Source organism: Streptomyces sp. NPDC034049 (assembly GCF_055575575.1).
Window position 1 is genome coordinate 183,389 of sequence record NZ_JBVISJ010000015.1, and the last position, 15,384, is coordinate 198,772.

The 15,384-nt window shown below is 68.6% G+C and carries 14 protein-coding genes and 2 pseudogenes; 6 read left to right on the forward strand and 10 right to left on the reverse strand.

The window, feature by feature from the left end:
• Positions 1-61 precede the first annotated feature (61 nt).
• Both ACZ52C_RS33955 and ACZ52C_RS33960 read right to left on the reverse strand, forming a co-directional pair.
• Positions 62-595: a 2,4'-dihydroxyacetophenone dioxygenase family protein gene (locus ACZ52C_RS33955; protein WP_469078375.1), complete on the reverse strand. Its 534-nt coding sequence runs from the start codon at positions 593-595 to the stop codon at positions 62-64.
• A 137-nt stretch (positions 596-732) separates the two neighbouring features.
• A complete protein-coding gene (locus ACZ52C_RS33960; RefSeq protein WP_469078376.1) occupies positions 733-1,563 on the reverse strand; it encodes a transglutaminase-like domain-containing protein in 831 nt (276 codons plus the stop codon).
• A gap of 365 nt (positions 1,564-1,928) precedes the next feature.
• Here ACZ52C_RS33960 and ACZ52C_RS33965 point away from each other — a divergent pair, with 365 nt between their 5' ends.
• The 4 genes and pseudogenes from ACZ52C_RS33965 to ACZ52C_RS33980 form a co-directional block, all read left to right on the forward strand.
• Complete coding sequence (locus ACZ52C_RS33965; protein WP_469078377.1) at positions 1,929-2,651, forward strand: hypothetical protein; 723 nt, start codon at positions 1,929-1,931, stop codon at positions 2,649-2,651.
• A gap of 270 nt (positions 2,652-2,921) precedes the next feature.
• Positions 2,922-3,653 (forward strand): dienelactone hydrolase family protein, encoded by a 732-nt coding sequence (locus ACZ52C_RS33970; protein WP_469078378.1) that lies wholly within the window; start codon positions 2,922-2,924, stop codon positions 3,651-3,653.
• Positions 3,654-4,154: 501 nt separating this feature from the next.
• A pseudogene (locus ACZ52C_RS33975) lies at positions 4,155-4,385 on the forward strand (peptidoglycan-binding protein); the annotation flags it as partial.
• A gap of 114 nt (positions 4,386-4,499) precedes the next feature.
• Positions 4,500-4,787: pseudogene (locus ACZ52C_RS33980) on the forward strand (M23 family metallopeptidase); the annotation flags it as partial.
• 215 nt (positions 4,788-5,002) lie between these two features.
• Here ACZ52C_RS33980 and ACZ52C_RS33985 read toward each other — a convergent pair.
• A complete protein-coding gene (locus tag ACZ52C_RS33985) occupies positions 5,003-5,260 on the reverse strand; it encodes a hypothetical protein (RefSeq protein ID WP_469078379.1) in 258 nt (85 codons plus the stop codon).
• Between the two features lie 68 nt (positions 5,261-5,328).
• On the opposite strand from ACZ52C_RS33985, the gene ACZ52C_RS33990 reads away from it, so the two are divergent.
• The gene (locus ACZ52C_RS33990) at positions 5,329-7,182 is read left to right on the forward strand and encodes a S8 family peptidase (RefSeq protein ID WP_469078380.1); all 1,854 of its coding nucleotides are present in this window, start codon (positions 5,329-5,331) and stop codon (positions 7,180-7,182) included.
• 691 nt (positions 7,183-7,873) lie between these two features.
• Here the strand turns inward: ACZ52C_RS33990 and ACZ52C_RS33995 are convergent.
• The 6 genes from ACZ52C_RS33995 to ACZ52C_RS34020 form a co-directional block, all read right to left on the reverse strand.
• The gene (locus tag ACZ52C_RS33995) at positions 7,874-9,091 is read right to left on the reverse strand and encodes an acyl-CoA dehydrogenase family protein (RefSeq protein WP_469078381.1); all 1,218 of its coding nucleotides are present in this window, start codon (positions 9,089-9,091) and stop codon (positions 7,874-7,876) included.
• Between the two features lies 1 nt (position 9,092).
• Positions 9,093-10,094, reverse strand: a complete 1,002-nt coding sequence (locus ACZ52C_RS34000; protein WP_469078382.1) for a 3-hydroxyacyl-CoA dehydrogenase NAD-binding domain-containing protein — start codon at positions 10,092-10,094, stop codon at positions 9,093-9,095.
• On the reverse strand, positions 10,091-10,837 hold the full coding sequence (locus ACZ52C_RS34005; protein WP_469078383.1) for an acetoacetate decarboxylase: 747 nt from the start codon (positions 10,835-10,837) through the stop codon (positions 10,091-10,093). The genes ACZ52C_RS34000 and ACZ52C_RS34005 overlap by 4 nt, the downstream gene beginning before the upstream one ends.
• 7 nt (positions 10,838-10,844) lie before the next feature.
• Positions 10,845-11,621, reverse strand: coding sequence for a crotonase/enoyl-CoA hydratase family protein (locus ACZ52C_RS34010; RefSeq protein ID WP_469078384.1), 777 nt, complete (start codon positions 11,619-11,621; stop codon positions 10,845-10,847).
• 19 nt (positions 11,622-11,640) lie between these two features.
• Positions 11,641-12,810 (reverse strand): CaiB/BaiF CoA transferase family protein, encoded by a 1,170-nt coding sequence (locus tag ACZ52C_RS34015; RefSeq protein ID WP_469078385.1) that lies wholly within the window; start codon positions 12,808-12,810, stop codon positions 11,641-11,643.
• 158 nt (positions 12,811-12,968) lie between these two features.
• A complete protein-coding gene (locus ACZ52C_RS34020) occupies positions 12,969-13,880 on the reverse strand; it encodes a LysR family transcriptional regulator (RefSeq protein WP_469078386.1) in 912 nt (303 codons plus the stop codon).
• A gap of 1 nt (position 13,881) precedes the next feature.
• Here ACZ52C_RS34020 and ACZ52C_RS34025 point away from each other — a divergent pair, with 1 nt between their 5' ends.
• On the forward strand, positions 13,882-14,007 hold the full coding sequence (locus ACZ52C_RS34025; protein WP_469078387.1) for a hypothetical protein: 126 nt from the start codon (positions 13,882-13,884) through the stop codon (positions 14,005-14,007).
• A gap of 251 nt (positions 14,008-14,258) precedes the next feature.
• Here the strand turns inward: ACZ52C_RS34025 and ACZ52C_RS34030 are convergent, their stop codons facing one another.
• Entirely contained in the window at positions 14,259-15,377 is a 1,119-nt protein-coding gene (locus ACZ52C_RS34030; RefSeq protein ID WP_469078388.1) for a fatty acid desaturase family protein, read from the reverse strand.
• Positions 15,378-15,384 lie beyond the last annotated feature (7 nt).

Genomic DNA, 15,384 nt, shown 5'->3' on the forward strand with positions numbered 1-15,384 from the left:
CCTCGTCCGGCGGCGCCCGGCGCTCCGGCTCCCGGGACCGGGCCGGGGGGAAGGATCGAGGTCACCGGAACAGCGAGTTGACGTAGTCCGCGCCGATGCCGACCTTCTCGTAGTGGGCGCGGCACAGCTCGATGTAGTCGTGGACGTCGAAGTAGCCGTCGGGCTCACCGTTCTCGTCCAGCCAGATCAGGGGCCCCTTGACGATGAAGAACGCCTTCATCGGCTCGTCGCTCTCGTAGGCCACGAGGGTGTGTCCCTCGCCCGGCGCCTCGTAGACGAAGTCTCCGGCACGCGCGGTCCAGGGCCGCTCCAGGTATCCCCACTTGCCGGAGAGCGTGTAGGCGAACACCTCGTGCGGGTGGTAGTGCCGGTTGACGAGTCCGGCCTCCTTGGCGCGCAGGATGTCGGCCCAGGAGTTGTCCTTGACGTTGATCCACAGCGGGCGCGAGCCGACGGTCTCGCTCAGCGGCGCGTAGTACCGGTCGTCGTCGGTGGCCACCTGGGACAGATACACCTCCGGCAGTGCGTCCGGCTTCAACGAGTTCTGGATCGGCTTCAGCCCCTTCCAGAATTCGGACCTGGCTTCTTCCGGCATGCCTGCCTCCCTTTCGTGGTGGGTGGCCGACAGTGAACCCGAGAACCAGGGGCAGGGTCTTGCCTCCGGCAGACATCACCGATTGCCTGTTCGGGACATCCCCGCCGCGGTCTTGCCCCGGCCCGCCCTCGTAGCGGTCAAGCCGCGAGACGCGGCGGAACCGCCAGATCCTCGTGGGAGAACAGACGCGCCAGGGCGGGTGAATCGTCCTTGGCGCAGGCGTCGGCGACCTCATCGATGAGCTGGTCGTAGTCGGTGCCGGTTCTGCCTTCGTAGGCGGCGGTCATACGGCCCCACTCGTCCCAGTTGAGTGTCTCCTGCTTGCAGAGCGCGGCGAGGTCGCGGACCGCGTTCCCGCTGATCTCGGCCCGCCCCCAGGCATGTTCGGTGCCGGCCACACCGAACAGGGCCGGGTCGATCGAGCCGTTGCGGTACCGGAGCCACGCCTCGCCCCCGGTGAGGAACTCATCCGGAGCGAGGTCGTCCGGACGGTCCACGTAGCCCTGGCCGAGATGCTCGGTGTCGACACGCACCCAGCGGCCGTCGTGGTCGTCCCGGTACTCGGTGATCCAGTGATCGACGCCGCGGCCTGCGAGGAAGTAGGTGCCGAAACCGCAGCGGGCCCGGGAGGCGATACCCCGTGCCCGCAGGATCGCGCAGGCGATCGTGGCGAAGTGACGGCAGGTGCCGACCACCCGCGTCTCGGGCGTGCGGGGCTGGCGAAGCGGGGCGGGGTCCAGAGCGGTCAACGCACTGATCAGCTCGCTGACCGGCCGGATGTTCTTCTCCGCGATCCGGCTCTCGGGAATTTCCGACGCCGCGGCGTCCGCGGGCTGGATGACCAGACCGCGTACGGCGGCACAGATACCGACCGGATCCTCCGGCAGCCCTTCGAGGAGCCGGAGCTGGGCCGACTCCAGGCTTGTGAAGGGCCCCGGTTGAGCGTAGTCGAACACGTCATTGGCCATGACGGTGCAGCGTACGGGCCGGGACTGACACCGGGACAGCGCTCAGCCCCGGTGGGGCCGGTCACCGGAACACGGCGGCGGCTCTGCGACGGCGCCGATGTGGTCGCCGAGGCCCCGAAGCAATGACCGAGGCGCTGTTCTGAGGAATGCGCGGACGCACGGAGCCCTTGCGTACGTGTCACGTGCGGCTGGAAGTGCGCAACCGGACGTCCTGGTATGGCTGGAAGGTCACTGGAGGACCGCTGGAAGACCGCCGTGAAGGTGTCGTGTCGGACATCTGCTGGGGCCCGGCTCGGCGCATTCGTCGGTGGTGGCGGCGACGGAAGTAGTGGCTGGCGCCGCTGAAGCGTGGTTACTGTGCGCGCATGTCGTACCGACTCGACGCTGTCATAGGTGACTTCGACCGCTTGCGAAGCTGGGCGGACGGAGTGGCGGGAGCGGTGGTCGCCCCGCTTGCCCAGCGCCTGGGGCTGCTGCCGCTTTCCGCCGGGCTCCGCAGGGACCTGCCGCGCATACTGCGCGACCTCTCATGGAGCGGACCGATGGCGCATGTGGAAGCGGACTTCTGGGGCGGCGACGGGGAACAGACCGCCACCGTGTGGTGGGCTGGTGCACAGGAATGGGGGCCGGCGCATACCTCTGAGTTCAGCGGTCCGCGGGAGGACTGGCCCATCAACGCGGCGCTCGCCCGGCTCGGCGCGGCGCCCGCCGGTCCCGGCGCGCCGGACTACCGCGATCTGTTCATGGAAGTGGGCCTGGGCCAAGGACGGGACGAGGAGGACTGGCGGCGGGCCGCCGCTGAGGCCCGCGATGCGACCGGCTACGACGAGTGGTACGCGAGCGAGCAGGCCAGACGCGAGTCCGCGGAGCGCGCGGCGGCCGAGCGGGCCGTCACTCAGCGGCTGCCCGACATCCCGGTGCCCCTCGACGGCAAGGAAATCAGCATCCTGCTCGGCATACCGCAGGGCCGCAGGATCGGGGCAGCCATCCGTCACCTCCAGCACATGCACATCGACCGCGGGCGCCCGGTGTCCCGCGAGGAAGCCGAAGCCGCACTGCGGACCTGGGCGGCCCAGCCAGAGGCCTGACGCCCCCCACCATGGCACGGCGGGCCGCCCGGCCCCTCCGCCACTCGACAAGATGGCGGCGGGCCGGCGGCCTACGCTCCGTCAGCCAGGCCCACAACTGGCGACGTTCATGGCTGGACCCTGCCGAAGGCCGCCGTGATACTTTCGTGCCGCCGTGCATGACCGCGCACCCAGGGAGGTGAGACCGATCAATACCGTGACACGTCGGGTCTCCCTTCCTCGCATGGCCTAGGGAGCGCCCGCGATCCATCCTGAAAGGCTGGAATCGCTATGCACTTCATTTCTGAGATGTTCCGCGACGGCGTCCGCGAACGGCTCTTTGTCATCGACGACGTTCCGGGTGTCCTGTGGACGCCGGGCGCTGCTGCCGGTACCCGTCCCCTCATCGTGATGGGCCACGGTGGCGGTCAGCACAAGAAAGCATCCGACATCCTGAATCTTGGCCGCCGGTTTGTGACGGAGGCCGGTTTCGCTGTGGTGGCCGTCGACGTGCCGAACCATGGGGAGCGGCCCGTGGACGAGAAGTACCACCGCATCGCAGCCGAGAACCAGGCGCGTGTGGAGGCCGGGGAGGAGCCGGCGCCGCTCATCGCCGCTTTTCAGGCCCTCGTGGCCCGCCAGACCGTTCCGGAGTGGCGCAGGGTCCTGGACGCGGTCCAGCAGCTCGATGACGTCGGTGCCGGCCCCGTGGGCTACTGGGGAGTCTCGCTGGGATGCGGGCTCGGCGTCCCCTTCGTCGCTGCCGAACCCCGCATCCGCGCGGCCGTGTTGGGCCTGGGCGGAGCCTTGGCCTCGGGCGCAGACGCGGCACGGATCACGATTCCGGTGAAGTTCTTGGTGCAGTGGGACGATGAGCGCGTGCCGCGAGAGCAGAGTCTGGCACTGTTCGACGCCTTCGCCTCGGCCGACAAGACACTCCATGCGAACCCTGGCAAACACGGGGACATGCCCGGGCACGAGCTGGACAGTTCGCTGACGTTCTTCTCCCGCCACCTCACCTGAAGCCAGCCGCCTTGCGGCGACCGGCACGCGCCGATCAATCCTTTCAGGCGGGACGCATATCGCCCATCGTCGCGAGAATGCGCGTCCGAAAGGACCTCGCAGTCCAAGCGCGTTGACGGACTGTTCGTCCAGGCATCCGAATGCTGCACATCGCTCGAGATTGCGCACGACTTCCAGCGGGCGCATGGTGGAAACAGAGTGGCTGTGACGATAAGCGGCGCAATGTCCGGGAAGGTGCGCATCTGCCAGGCCGGCCCTCTGTCGGGGCCGGCCATGAGGTAGATGGACTCCCTGGCTTCTCCTCGCTGATCAAGCTCGTGCCAGAGCCCAGGTTCGACGTGGACTGGCGCCATCCCGAAGCCATCACCAAGATTTCCCTGCGTTTCGCGAGAAGCGGTTCAGTCGACGCGGTTCACCGGGTAGCGGCGAACAGTGCCCCGGACAGCGGCGAACAGTGCCGCAGTATTCATGAAGGGAGGAAAGGCTATGTCTGCATTGGCACCCTTCCCAGGAGCGGCTTTCTTCCACAAGGGACAACGCAGTCCCGTGATCAGCGCGATGGGCAAACGTCTGGTGGCGGAGGGATGCGGGAAGTACCAGTCTGGTCCTGGTCCCGAGTGGACCGTTGCCGATCAACAGTCGTACGCCGCATGGCAGCGCAAGCTCAAGTTCCAGGGGGCCGATGCCAACGGCATTCCGGGCAAGACCTCATGGGACCGACTCCGCGTCCCGACAGCGCCGCCTCCTTCTCCTGGTGCTCGCGTCGCGTCCCCTGTGCAGGGAAAGGGCGTCACCACCCCCTACCGGAAGAAGGGGCCCCACTGGAGCCTGGGTTACCACACCGGTGCGGACTACGCCGCGCCGGAGGGCACACCATGTGTCGCGGTGCGCAGCGGTTCCATCGTCCGAAGCGGGAAGGACAGCAGTTTCGGCCTCTTTCTCGTGCTACGCGCCGGCGGATTCGACTTCTGGTACTGCCACCTCTCCGAGCGAACGGTGAACAGCGGTTCCGTGAAAGCTGGGCAGAAGATCGGAGAAGTCGGCTCCACCGGGAACGCCACCGGCCCTCACCTCCACTTCGAAAAGCGCCCGGCCGGCGGCGGCTTCGGATCCGACGTGCATCCCGACTGGTAGCTCTCGGACACAATCCGGTCCTCGTCCGCCTGCGAAGCGACGAATGATGCCCATGCATTTCATCACCGTTCGCGAGAGGGCCGCTCAAGGTGCGTCAGGGGCGAAATGGCGTGTGCCGCCCGTGATGCCTACGCTGGTATCAGAGGCAATGCGGCGCGAAGGGTCGCCGACGTGAGAGCAATGTCGGCGCAACGAGTTCGTACGGACGGTGCCGCTCACCGGATCAGGTGGGGAAGATGCACTCTCACAAACTTGGCTCCGCCGCGCGGCGTGCGCTGTCGGATGCCGGCGAGGCGGTCGACTCCACCCCCTTCCAGGTGCTCATCCGGGTGAAAGGTGAACCCGGTGAAGAACAGCGACGGCAGATCGCCGACGCCGGCGCACGGGTCGGTATGGCTGCTGGCGATGTCCTGACCGCGACGGTCGCCCCCGGTGATATCGGGCGCCTGACGGAGGTCGACTGTGTCGACCACGTAGAGCTGTCTGAACCCCTCCACCCCGAGACGGGCATTCGGCCACGGAATTCTTGATCGCCTAATCGTTGTCGCCTGTCCTGCGAGGACTGGAGGGCTGGCGATATTCGTCAGAGAGAAGGATGCTCATGCTCGACTCACGGCTGAAGTTCCTGCAGTCCCGGGCTGAGGACGGCCCGGCTGAGCTGGTGGGCCTGGAGGCCACCGGCCGTTTCGCGCTCACGACCGAAGGGGTGAGGACACCTCGTGTGCGTGTACTGGTGCGCATGGCGGAGGGGCACGGCGCCGACGACCTGGCAGAGCTGTCGCAGCACACGGGACTGACGGTGCACATCCGGTCCGGCGATGTGGTCGGCGGCGAGATCGGCATCGACCGTCTCACGGAGCTCGACGAGTCGGAAGCCGTCAGCTACGTCGAAGCGTCCCGACCCACTCTCACGGAGCTGGACGCCGCCGTGCCCGAGACCCATGCCGACAAGGTGCACACCGGACCACCCGGACTGCGTGGCGCCGGTGTGATCGTGGGTGTGGTCGACAGTGGCATCGACTGGCGCCACGGCTGCTTCCGGGACCCGACCGGGAAGACCCGCATCCTGCGCATCTGGGACCAGAACCTCACTCCTGAAGCGGGGGAAGCCTCACCGGCGCCGTTCGGCCACGGAGTGGAATACCAACGTTCCGCGATCGACGACGCATTGAGCTCCCCGAACCCGTTGGGCATGGTGCGGCACATGGACGACAGCGTCGGCCACGGCACCCATGTGGCCGGTATCGCCGCCGGTGACGGGTCATCGGCCGGGAACGGCCAACCGGAGTTCACCTTTGTCGGCGTCGCCCCCGAGGCGGAGCTGGTCGTGGTTGCCAACCGGGTCACGACCGAAGCCCTGGGCGATTCCATGGGTACGCTCGAGGCCGTCGGCTACGTCTTCAAGGTCGCCGAGACCCTCGGGCGTCCGGCAGTCGTCAACATCAGCCAGGGCGACAATCTGGGACCGCACGACGGGTCCAGCCTGCTGGAACGCGGCATCGACAACCTGCTCGACACTCCGGGGCGTGCGCTGGTGAAGTCCGCGGGCAACGCGGCGAACGCCGGCGTACACGCGACAGGGCAGGTGGCGGAGGGGGACAGCGACGTCGTCTCGTTCCTGGTACCTGTCGGCGACGACACCCCGGACACGCTGGACATCTGGTACTCCGGCGCCGACCGTCTCTCCCTGCGGATCACACCCCCCAACGGAACGGCGAGCGTCGAGATCGACCCCGGCACCACCAGTGCGGAGGTGGATCTCTCCGGCGGCAACAAGGCCTTCGTCGACTCCGTCGTGCACCACTCCCTGAACGGCGACAACCGAATCTACGTGCAGCTGAGCCCGGGAAGCCAGACAGCGATCCGGCCCGGCACCTGGAGCCTGACGCTCATCGGCCAGACCGTTGCCGACAGCGGCCGCTGGCACGCCTGGATGGAGAGGGGACGGACCGTTCCCCAGTTCATCGGTGCGCACCGCAACGACGAGACCACCATCTCCGTGCCCGGGACCAGTCGGAAGGTCGTCACCGCCGCCTCCTACATCACCAAAGGCGCGGGACAGGGGAACCTTTCCACCTTTTCCAGCCGAGGTCCCACCCGCGACGGCCGCCACGCACCGACGCTCGCCGCACCGGGCCAGGCCATCACCTCGGCATTGGTAGGAGCCGCAGGGTCGAGCCAGTACCAGCCCATGTCCGGTACGAGCATGGCCGCACCGCATCTCACCGGGGTGTGTGCTCTCATGCTCCAGTCGAGTCCCACGCTGACCCAGGACGACCTCGTCCTGCTCCTGACCAGCTCGGCCCGGCTGGACCCGTTCACCGGCGGGGCACCCGGCGACGACTGGGGAGCGGGCAAGGTGGACGCCGCAGCGGCGGTCGACGCCATCCCTTGACCTGTAGACATGGTCTTTGTGCCTCCTGGCCGACGCCGCACACATACCGACGGCCAGGGGTGCGGGTCGGGCGACACCGTGTGCTCGGCGGCCCGCTCCCGGGCCTGCTGGCTTTCAGCGTCGCCGGCCAGCCGGGCGCGGCCGTCGCCAGTCACCGCGGCGATGTACAAGGTCGAGCTGGCCTGGCCGAAGGCACCTGTGGCGTGCGGAGCGCGAAGAACACGTAGAGCGCGGGTGAGGTCTCCTCGAGGAACTCCGGAACGCGGCGTGCCAGGGCAACGTCGACGATCCTCCCGGCGAGATCGGGGCGTCCGATCGCGGCGAGGCAGTCGGTCCCAGCCGTCCCAGCCGTCGGGCCGGCGAACCGTCATCATCACCCGTCCGTCGGCGAGGATGCCGGCCACGACCACCGGGAACACTCACTCCGGATCAACAACCAAGGAGCCGTCCTGCTCGTACCGCAGCACGCGCGGCCGGGGACCTTCCCGGGCTGGGACCGGCTGTGGGTGAAGCTGTGCGTAGCGCTGATGGTAAAGATCGATTGCACGTCGAGAGACACGCACGGTTGGCCGGTGGGTGCCATGGCCGTTGCAGATTACCGTCCGTCCCCGCGACGAATGCCCCGGGGCTGATGGCCCGGGGGCATTCGCAGGCGCGGTCCACCGTCAGACCGCCGGGTCTCGGCGCAATCTCACACGAAGGCGCTCTGCCCGGTGATCGACTTGCCCACGATCAGGGTGTTCATCTCGCGGGTGCCCTCGAAGGAGTAGATCGCCTCGGCGTCGGCGAAGAACCGGAAGATGTCGTGGTCCAGGAGGATGCCGTTGCCGCCGAAGATCTCCCGGCTCCAGCCCACGACCTCTCGCATGCGCGAGGTGACGAACGCCTTGGCCAGGGAGGAGTGTTCGTCACGGTAGATACCGGCGTCCTGGAGGCGGGCGAGCTGCGCGAGCATCGCCCAGGAGGCGGTGACATTGCCGAGGCTCTTGACCAGAAGGTCCTGCACGAGCTGGAAGCCACCGATGGGACGGCCGAACTGCTCGCGCTCCCGGGCGTAGTCCAGGGCCAGTTCGTAGGCGCCGATCATGACGCCGAGCGCCTGCCAGGCCACCCCGGCGCGGGTCGCGCGGAGGATCTCGGCGACGTCGCGGAAGGAGTCGATGCGCTGGAGGCGGTTGCTCTCCGGGACGCGGACGTCGGTCAGGGTGATCTCGGCGTTCTCGACGATGCGGAAGGCGACCTTGTGTTCGATCTTCGCCGGGGCGAAGCCGGGGGTGCCCTTCTCGACGACGAAGCCCTTGACGTGGTTGTCGTCGACGTCCCGCGCCCACACGACGACGTAGTCGGCGAAGGTGGCGTTGCCGATCCACTTCTTGGCACCGTTCAGGACCCAGCTGTCGCCCTCGCGCCGGGCGGTGGTGCGCATGCCGCCGGCGACGTCGGAGCCGCCGAGGGGCTCGGTCATCGCGAAGGCGCCGATCTTGTCCATCGCGGCCATCGCCGGCAGCCAGCGGTCGCGCTGCTCCTGGTCGCCGCCGGAGTGGATGGAGTACATGGCCAGGCCGTTGTGGACGCCGAAGAAGGTCGAGACCGAGGCGTCGGTACGGGCCAACTCCAGGGCGAGCATGCCCGACAGGAGGTTGCTCGTGGCGGGCTTGTGCTCGCCGTAGCCCTCGTAGGGCAGGCCGGCCAGGCCGCTGTCGCGGAAGAGGCCGATGAGCTGCGTGGGGAACTCGCCCTTGGCCCAGCTGTCGTTCACCAGCGGCTTGACCTCGTCGCGCATGAGGGCACGGGCCTTGAGGAGGATCTTGCGTTCGTCGTCCGGGAGCAGCGACTCGAAGTGGTAGAAGTCGGCGGTCAGTTCGTCGGCGATCGGACCGGGGGTCGTGGGCTGCGTGGTGGTGGTCATCTCAGTTCTCCTCCTTCGGGGTGGTCGTCCGGGCCGCGCCGTCCAGCGCGTCCAGGACCGCCAGTTGCTTGCGGTCGCGCGTCTCGGCGAGTTCCGAGTACGTGGAGGAGCCGTAAGCCTTCTCCACGGCTTCGATGAGCCGTTCCTGTTGGTCGGGGGTCTGCGCGGCGCGGCCGGGGCCGTCTTCCAGGGCCCGCATCGAGGCGCCGATGTGTGCGACGAGGTGCCGGTAGCCGCCGGGTCCTCCGCCGAGGTGGGCGCCGAGGAACGGGCCGACCGTGGCCCAGCGCAGACCCAGCGAGTCGGTCACGACGCGGTCCAGGTCCTCGGGGGTCACCACGCCCTGCTCGACGAGGTGCACCGCCTCGCGGCTGAGCGCGTTCTGCAGGCGGTTGCCGACGAAGCCAGGGATCTCCTTGCGCTCGACGACCGGGGTGCGGCCGAGGAAGGTGTAGAAGTCCAGCGCGGCCTGTACGGCGTCCTCGCCGGTCCGTTCGCCGGGGACGACCTCGACCAGGGGGAGCAGGTGCGGCGGGTTGAAGGGGTGGCCGATCAGGACGCGGGCGGCGTCCTCGTCGGCCAGCTCACCTGTGAACGCCGTGGAGGGGATCGCCGACGAGGAGCTGAGCAGCAGTGCGTGCGCGGGCGCCTCACGTACGACGGCGGCGAACAAGTCCTGCTTGAACCCGACGCGTTCGGGCCCGTTCTCCTGGACGACGTCCGCGTCCCGGACCGCCTCCGGCACGTCGGTCGCCAGGTGCACCCGGTCGGCGAGACCGCGCACGTCCAGGCCACGGGCGGCCAGATGCGGGGCGTACCGCGCCAGGGCGTCGGCGACGGCCTCGGCGAGGTCCTCGCGAGGGTCGCTCACCCGCACGGTCAGGCCGTGTGCGGCGAACAGGGCCGTCCAGGACAGTCCGATGGTTCCGGCGCCGATGACGGCGACCGTCCGGAAGGCAGGGGTGCGGAAGGCCGGGGTCCGGAAGGCGGGGGTGCGGGTCATGACGCGACTCCCTTCAGGTAGTCGTGGACCGGCTCTACGCGGTCGAGCGTCAGGTCGGTGAGGATGTGGCTGGCGGAGACGACCTCCAGCACCGGCAGGTCCGCCAGCGGTGCGAGCACATGCTGGAACAGCTGGAGCCGGGCGGGCCCGGTCCAGGCCCCCTTGACGGTGAGGTCGGTGATGCGGGTACGGACGAGTTCCTGCACGCGGGGCAGGCCGTCGTAGCCGGGGACGGTCTTGAGCATGAAGGTCGGTACGGAGATCTGCGCCTCGGCCTCGCGCAGGTCCAGTTCATGGTGCTTGTAGCCCATGGTGGCCGTGGCGACCCGCAGCGAGCCGTGATCGAGGGTGCCGACGAGCGCGCCGGAGTCGACGAAGAGCGCCGGGGAACCGATGACCTTCGGGTAGGCGGAGACCTCGCGGCCGGAGGCGGTGGCCGGGAAGTTGTCGAGATACATGGCGTGCAGGTACTCGCCCCGCTCGCCCTCGAAGCTGACGGGGATCGCCTGGCCGGACTCCGTGTAGGGGCCGAAGCCGCTGACGTCGCCCATCTTCATCACCTCGAACCGGACGAGCGGCTCGTCGGTCCGCAGCGGTTCGGGGACGACGGCCCGCAGGGCTTCGGGCTCGGTGCGGTAGACGATGTTGAGGTACTCGCGGTCGGTGAACCGCGGGACCGTCGGCGCGTACGCCGGGCGGGTGAGCGGGGTGGTCAGGTGCTGTCGTACGTCCTCGGTCCTCATACCGGCCTCACCGTCCCGTCCAGCGCGGCGAGCGGCGCTCGGCGAAGGCCGTCATGCCCTCGCGTACGTCGTCCGAGGCCATCAGGGTCTTCATCTCGCCGCGCTGGAAAGCGAAGGCCTCGCCGTCCGGGACACCGTCGGCGGCGCGGACGACGCGCTTGACGGCGGCCAGCGCCAACGGGGCGTTCGTGGCCAGCTGTTCGGCCAGCCGCAGGGCCTCGGCGACGGCCTGTCCCTTGCCGACGACCCGGTTGGCCAGGCCCAGCTCCCCTGCGCGGCGCCCTTCGACGGGCTCGCCGGTCAGGAGCAGCTCCATCGCCAGGTGGTGCGGGATGCGCTTGGGCAGCCGGATCACTCCGCCGCCCGCCGCGATCAGGCCGCGCTTGACCTCCGGCAGGCCGAACCGGGCGTCCTCGGCGGCGACGATCAGGTCGCAGGCCAGGGCGAGTTCGAAGCCGCCGCCCATGGCGAAGCCCTCGACGGCGGCGATGAGGGGCTTGGTCGGCTCGGCTTCTGTCAGGCCGCCGAAGCCGCGGCCCTTCACCTCGGGTGATTCGCCGCGCAGCGCGGCCTTGAGGTCCATACCGGCGCTGAAGGTGCCGCCCTCGCCGGTCAGGACGCCGGCCCGCAGTTCCGGGTCGGCCTCCAACTCGTCGAGGACAGAGGTCAGTTCGGCGGCGACGGCCGCGTCGACGGCGTTGCGGGCCTCGGGCCGGTCGAGGGTGATGAGGAGAGTGGAGCCGATGCGTTCGGTGCGGACGACGGGAGTGAGGGGGGTGGTCATGGGGTGTTCTCCAGTCCGGTCAGCGGGTGGTGGCGGTGAGTTCGGCGAGTACGTCCTCGGTGTCCTGGCCCGCGACCGGGGCCAGGCGGCGGATCGAGCCGGGGGTGGCGGAGAACCGCACCGGGATGCCGATGGTGCGGACCGTGCCCTCGGTGGGGTGCTCGACGGTGTCGAGGAGGTGGCCGTCCTGGACGTACGGGTCCTCGTGCGCGCGGTCCAGCTCCAGCACCGGCGCCATGGGGATGCTGTGCTTGGCGCACACCTCGGCCCACTCGTCGGTGGTCAGCTCCGGGGCGCACATGGCGACCAGCTGGGCCAGGTCCTCCTGGTCGGCGCCGTCGATGGCCTCCCCGGCCACGCGCGGGTCCTCGGCGAGGTCCGGGCGTCCGGCGGCGGTGAAGAAGTCCCGGTAGTTGCGCGGGTTGTACGGGATGACGCAGGCGAGGCCGTCCTTGGTGCGCACCGCCCTGTGCCCCTTGAGCATCGACAGACGGAAGCCGGTGGGGCCCGTCTCGGGCACATGGGTGTGGCCCGCGAGGTGCTCGACCATGTTGAACGCGATCATCGTGTCGGTCATCGGGATCTCGACGAGCTGCCCCTGACCGGTCCTGTCGCGGTGCAGCAGAGCGGCGAGCACGCTGTAGGCGATGGTCAGCGAGGAGACCTTGTCGCCGATGATCGTCGGCAGGTAGACGGGCTCGCCCAACGCCCGGTCGGCGATGTCGACCAGGCCGGACGCGGCCTGCACGCTCTCGTCGTAGGCGGCGTTGCCGGCCCGGTCCGAGTCGCTGCGAAAGCCCTGGGCGTGCGCGTAGACGAGTGCGGGATTGCGGGCGGCGATGTCGTCGTAGGACAGGCCGAGGCGGTGCAGCGCGCCGGGGCGCATGTTGGTGATCAGCACATCCGCCGTGTCGATCAGCTCGAGCGCCCGCTCGCGGTCGGTGTCGTCCTTGAGGTTGAGGGAGACACTGCGCTTGTTCCGGTTGACGTTGAGGTTCAGCGGGGTCATGCCCGGCGTGGTGCGGTAGTCGCCGACGCGGACGGTGTCGGCGGGCGACTCGATCTTGATCACGTCGGCGCCGAGGTCCCCGAGGATCTGGGCGGCGTAGGGGCCCATCACCACGGTCGACAGGTCGATCACGCGGGTGCCCGCCAGGGGGCCGGTGACGGTGTCTGCGAGGTCCGTCATGGCTTCTCTCACTCCTTGCTTCTTCGTCATGAAGTCCGTGTATCTGCCAACTAAGTTACTTCGGAAGGTGCCGGAAATGAAGCTGAGGGAATGACCGATCGACGAAAGACGGTATGACCGCAGCGGTCATACCGTCTTTCCTGGGGAATAGGTGGTGTTTATGAATGGAGTGGCTCGGCGAACACCTCACGGACCTCCTGCACGACTTCTTGCAGGTCGCCGCCTTCGCCTCGATCCTTGCGCCAGAGTAACCCGGTCTCCAGGCGCGGATGGAAATCGGTGATCGGCAGGATCGTCACATTGTCCAGATGGAAATTCCTGACCGGACTCCTGTCATCCAGCATGGAAATGGAGAAAGCGAGTCCACTGGACACTATCTCGGAAATTCCGTCGAATGTGGTGCTGCTGATCTCGATGCGCTTTTTGATGCCGAGCTCGGACAGCTGCTGGTCGAGTCCGCGAAAGTACGCCGTGGTGACCCCCGCGGGGGAGACCACGTAGGAGAGGTCGGCCAGCTCTGTCAGGGCGACGGACTCCCGCCCGGCGAACCGGTCCCGGGGGACGACCGCTCCGAGCCGCTCGGACATCACCGGCAGCAGCTCCAGCGCCGGGTCGCCGCCGACCGGGAGGCGGGCCAGGGTCAGTGCGAGCCTGCCGTCGCAGACCGCGTCGACGAGACGGTCGTTGCCGCCAGGCCAGCGCTTGATCTCGTACCGGTCGCCGAGGTGCTCGGCCAGGGTGTCCATCCGCTCCCGCAGATCTGGATGGATGCCGGTGGGCACGCCGACCAGCAGGGTGGTCAGCTGCGGCCGTGCCGTCTCGTCCAGCCGCCAACGGATGGAGTCCACCTGCTCCAGCACACCGCGCGCGATCGGCAGCAGCGCGTTACCGGCAGGCGTGAGGGCCACGTGGTGGGTGCTGCGGTCGAAGAGACGGTGCCCGAGTTCGTTTTCGAGATCCTTGATCCGTCTGCTGAGGGGGGAGGCCGCCATGTGCAGCTTGCGGGCCGCGGTGGAGAAGTTCAGTTCCTGGGCGACAGCGACGAAGTAACGCAGATGCAGGAGTTCCACGGTGCCCACCGTAGAGGGCTGCCGGGCGGGAGTGATCAAGGGCCTTGCCGAGCGGCCGGGTACGAGCCGGTACGGCCGCTCGATGGCCGAGGCCGATGGACGGCGACCGGCGATCGGCGACCGGTGACCGACGGCCCTGGACCGGAGACCACCGCCATGCCGCCGCCCGCCGTGGTGCCGCCCTCGCCACGACGCCGCTGCCGTCGGCGGCACCGCGGTCGCCGCGTGGCGACGCCGTCCGCCCCGGCCCTCAGGGACGTCATGTTCGGCCTCGCGGGACGGTCGAGGACGGACCCTCCATGGATGTCACCGCTACGGATGTCACCGCTATCGGCGGTCCCGCCCATAGCGGTGAAAGGTCCGCACCCATGCCGGGAATCAGGCCGCGACGAGTTCCTGCTCGCGGTCCGGCGTCTTGACCTTGGGCTTCTTGTTCGGCAGCGAGAGCCGGACGACTTTGCGCCACGCGGAGAACACCTGCTTGGGCAGCGGCCCGGTGACGTACTCCAGCTCGTACTTCTCGAACAGCGCGCGCACCTTCACCGCGACCTCGGCGTACCGGTTGCTCGGCAGGTCGGGGAAGAGGTGGTGCTCGATCTGGTGCGACAGGTTGCCGGTCATGAAGTGCATGGCCTTGCTGCCGCTGATGTTCGCCGAGCCCATCATCTGGCGCAGGTACCACTGGCCGCGCGTCTCGCCCTTGATCGACCGGCGCTCGAAGACCTGCACGCCCTCGGGGAAGTGCCCGCACATGATCACCGAGTGGGTCCAGAGGTTGCGGACCAGGTTGGCGGTGAACGTGGCGGCGAGCGTGGGGAGGAACGACGGGCCCGACAGCAGCGGGTGGATCACGTAGTCCTTGAGCACCTGCTTGCGGATCTTGCGGCCCACGGCCCTGGCCCGCGCGCGGAACTCCGGGTTGTTGCGGCGGCGCTTGTGAAGGTTCTTGCCGAGCTCCAGGTCGTACGCCGCGATGCCGTACTCGAAGAAGCAGGCGTTGATGAGGTTCCACAGCGGCTGGCCGAGGTGGAACGGGTGCCACCTCTGGTCCTCGTCGACGCGCATGATGCCGTAGCCGAGGTCGTTGTCCTTGCCGATCACGTTGGTGTACGTGTGGTGCAGCTCGTTGTGCGAGTGCTTCCACTGGTCGGCCGGCGAGACGTGGTCCCATTCCCAGGTGGTGGAGTGGATCTTCGGGTCCCGCATCCAGTCCCACTGGCCGTGCAGGATGTTGTGGCCGATCTCCATATTGTCCATGATCTTCGCCACGGACAGGCCGGCGGTGCCGATCAGCCACGCGGGCGGGAAGATCGAGAACAGCAGTACGCCCCTGCTCACCAGCTCGAGCTTGCGCTGCGCCGAGATGACCTTGCGGATGTAGGCGGCGTCCTTCTCGCCGCGGTCGGCGATCACCTCGTCGCGGATCGCGTCCAGCTCGCGGCCGAGCTCCTCGATCTGCTCCGCGGTCAGGTGGGCGGTGGGGTCAATGGCGGTCAAGGTGCTC

Bases quoted from the DNA above. Each gene is read 5' to 3' on its own strand.
- ACZ52C_RS33965 (WP_469078377.1), top strand. From the start codon at position 1,929: ATGTCGTACCGACTCGACGCTGTCATAGGTGACTTCGACCGCTTGCGA.
- ACZ52C_RS33960 (WP_469078376.1), bottom strand. From the start codon at position 1,563: ATGGCCAATGACGTGTTCGACTACGCTCAACCGGGGCCCTTCACAAGC.
- ACZ52C_RS33995 (WP_469078381.1), bottom strand. From the start codon at position 9,091: ATGACCACCACCACGCAGCCCACGACCCCCGGTCCGATCGCCGACGAA.
- ACZ52C_RS33970 (WP_469078378.1), top strand. From the start codon at position 2,922: ATGCACTTCATTTCTGAGATGTTCCGCGACGGCGTCCGCGAACGGCTC.
- ACZ52C_RS34010 (WP_469078384.1), bottom strand. From the start codon at position 11,621: ATGACCACCCCCCTCACTCCCGTCGTCCGCACCGAACGCATCGGCTCC.
- ACZ52C_RS34000 (WP_469078382.1), bottom strand. From the start codon at position 10,094: ATGACCCGCACCCCCGCCTTCCGGACCCCGGCCTTCCGCACCCCTGCC.
- ACZ52C_RS33955 (WP_469078375.1), bottom strand. From the start codon at position 595: ATGCCGGAAGAAGCCAGGTCCGAATTCTGGAAGGGGCTGAAGCCGATC.
- ACZ52C_RS34005 (WP_469078383.1), bottom strand. From the start codon at position 10,837: ATGAGGACCGAGGACGTACGACAGCACCTGACCACCCCGCTCACCCGC.
- ACZ52C_RS34015 (WP_469078385.1), bottom strand. From the start codon at position 12,810: ATGACGGACCTCGCAGACACCGTCACCGGCCCCCTGGCGGGCACCCGC.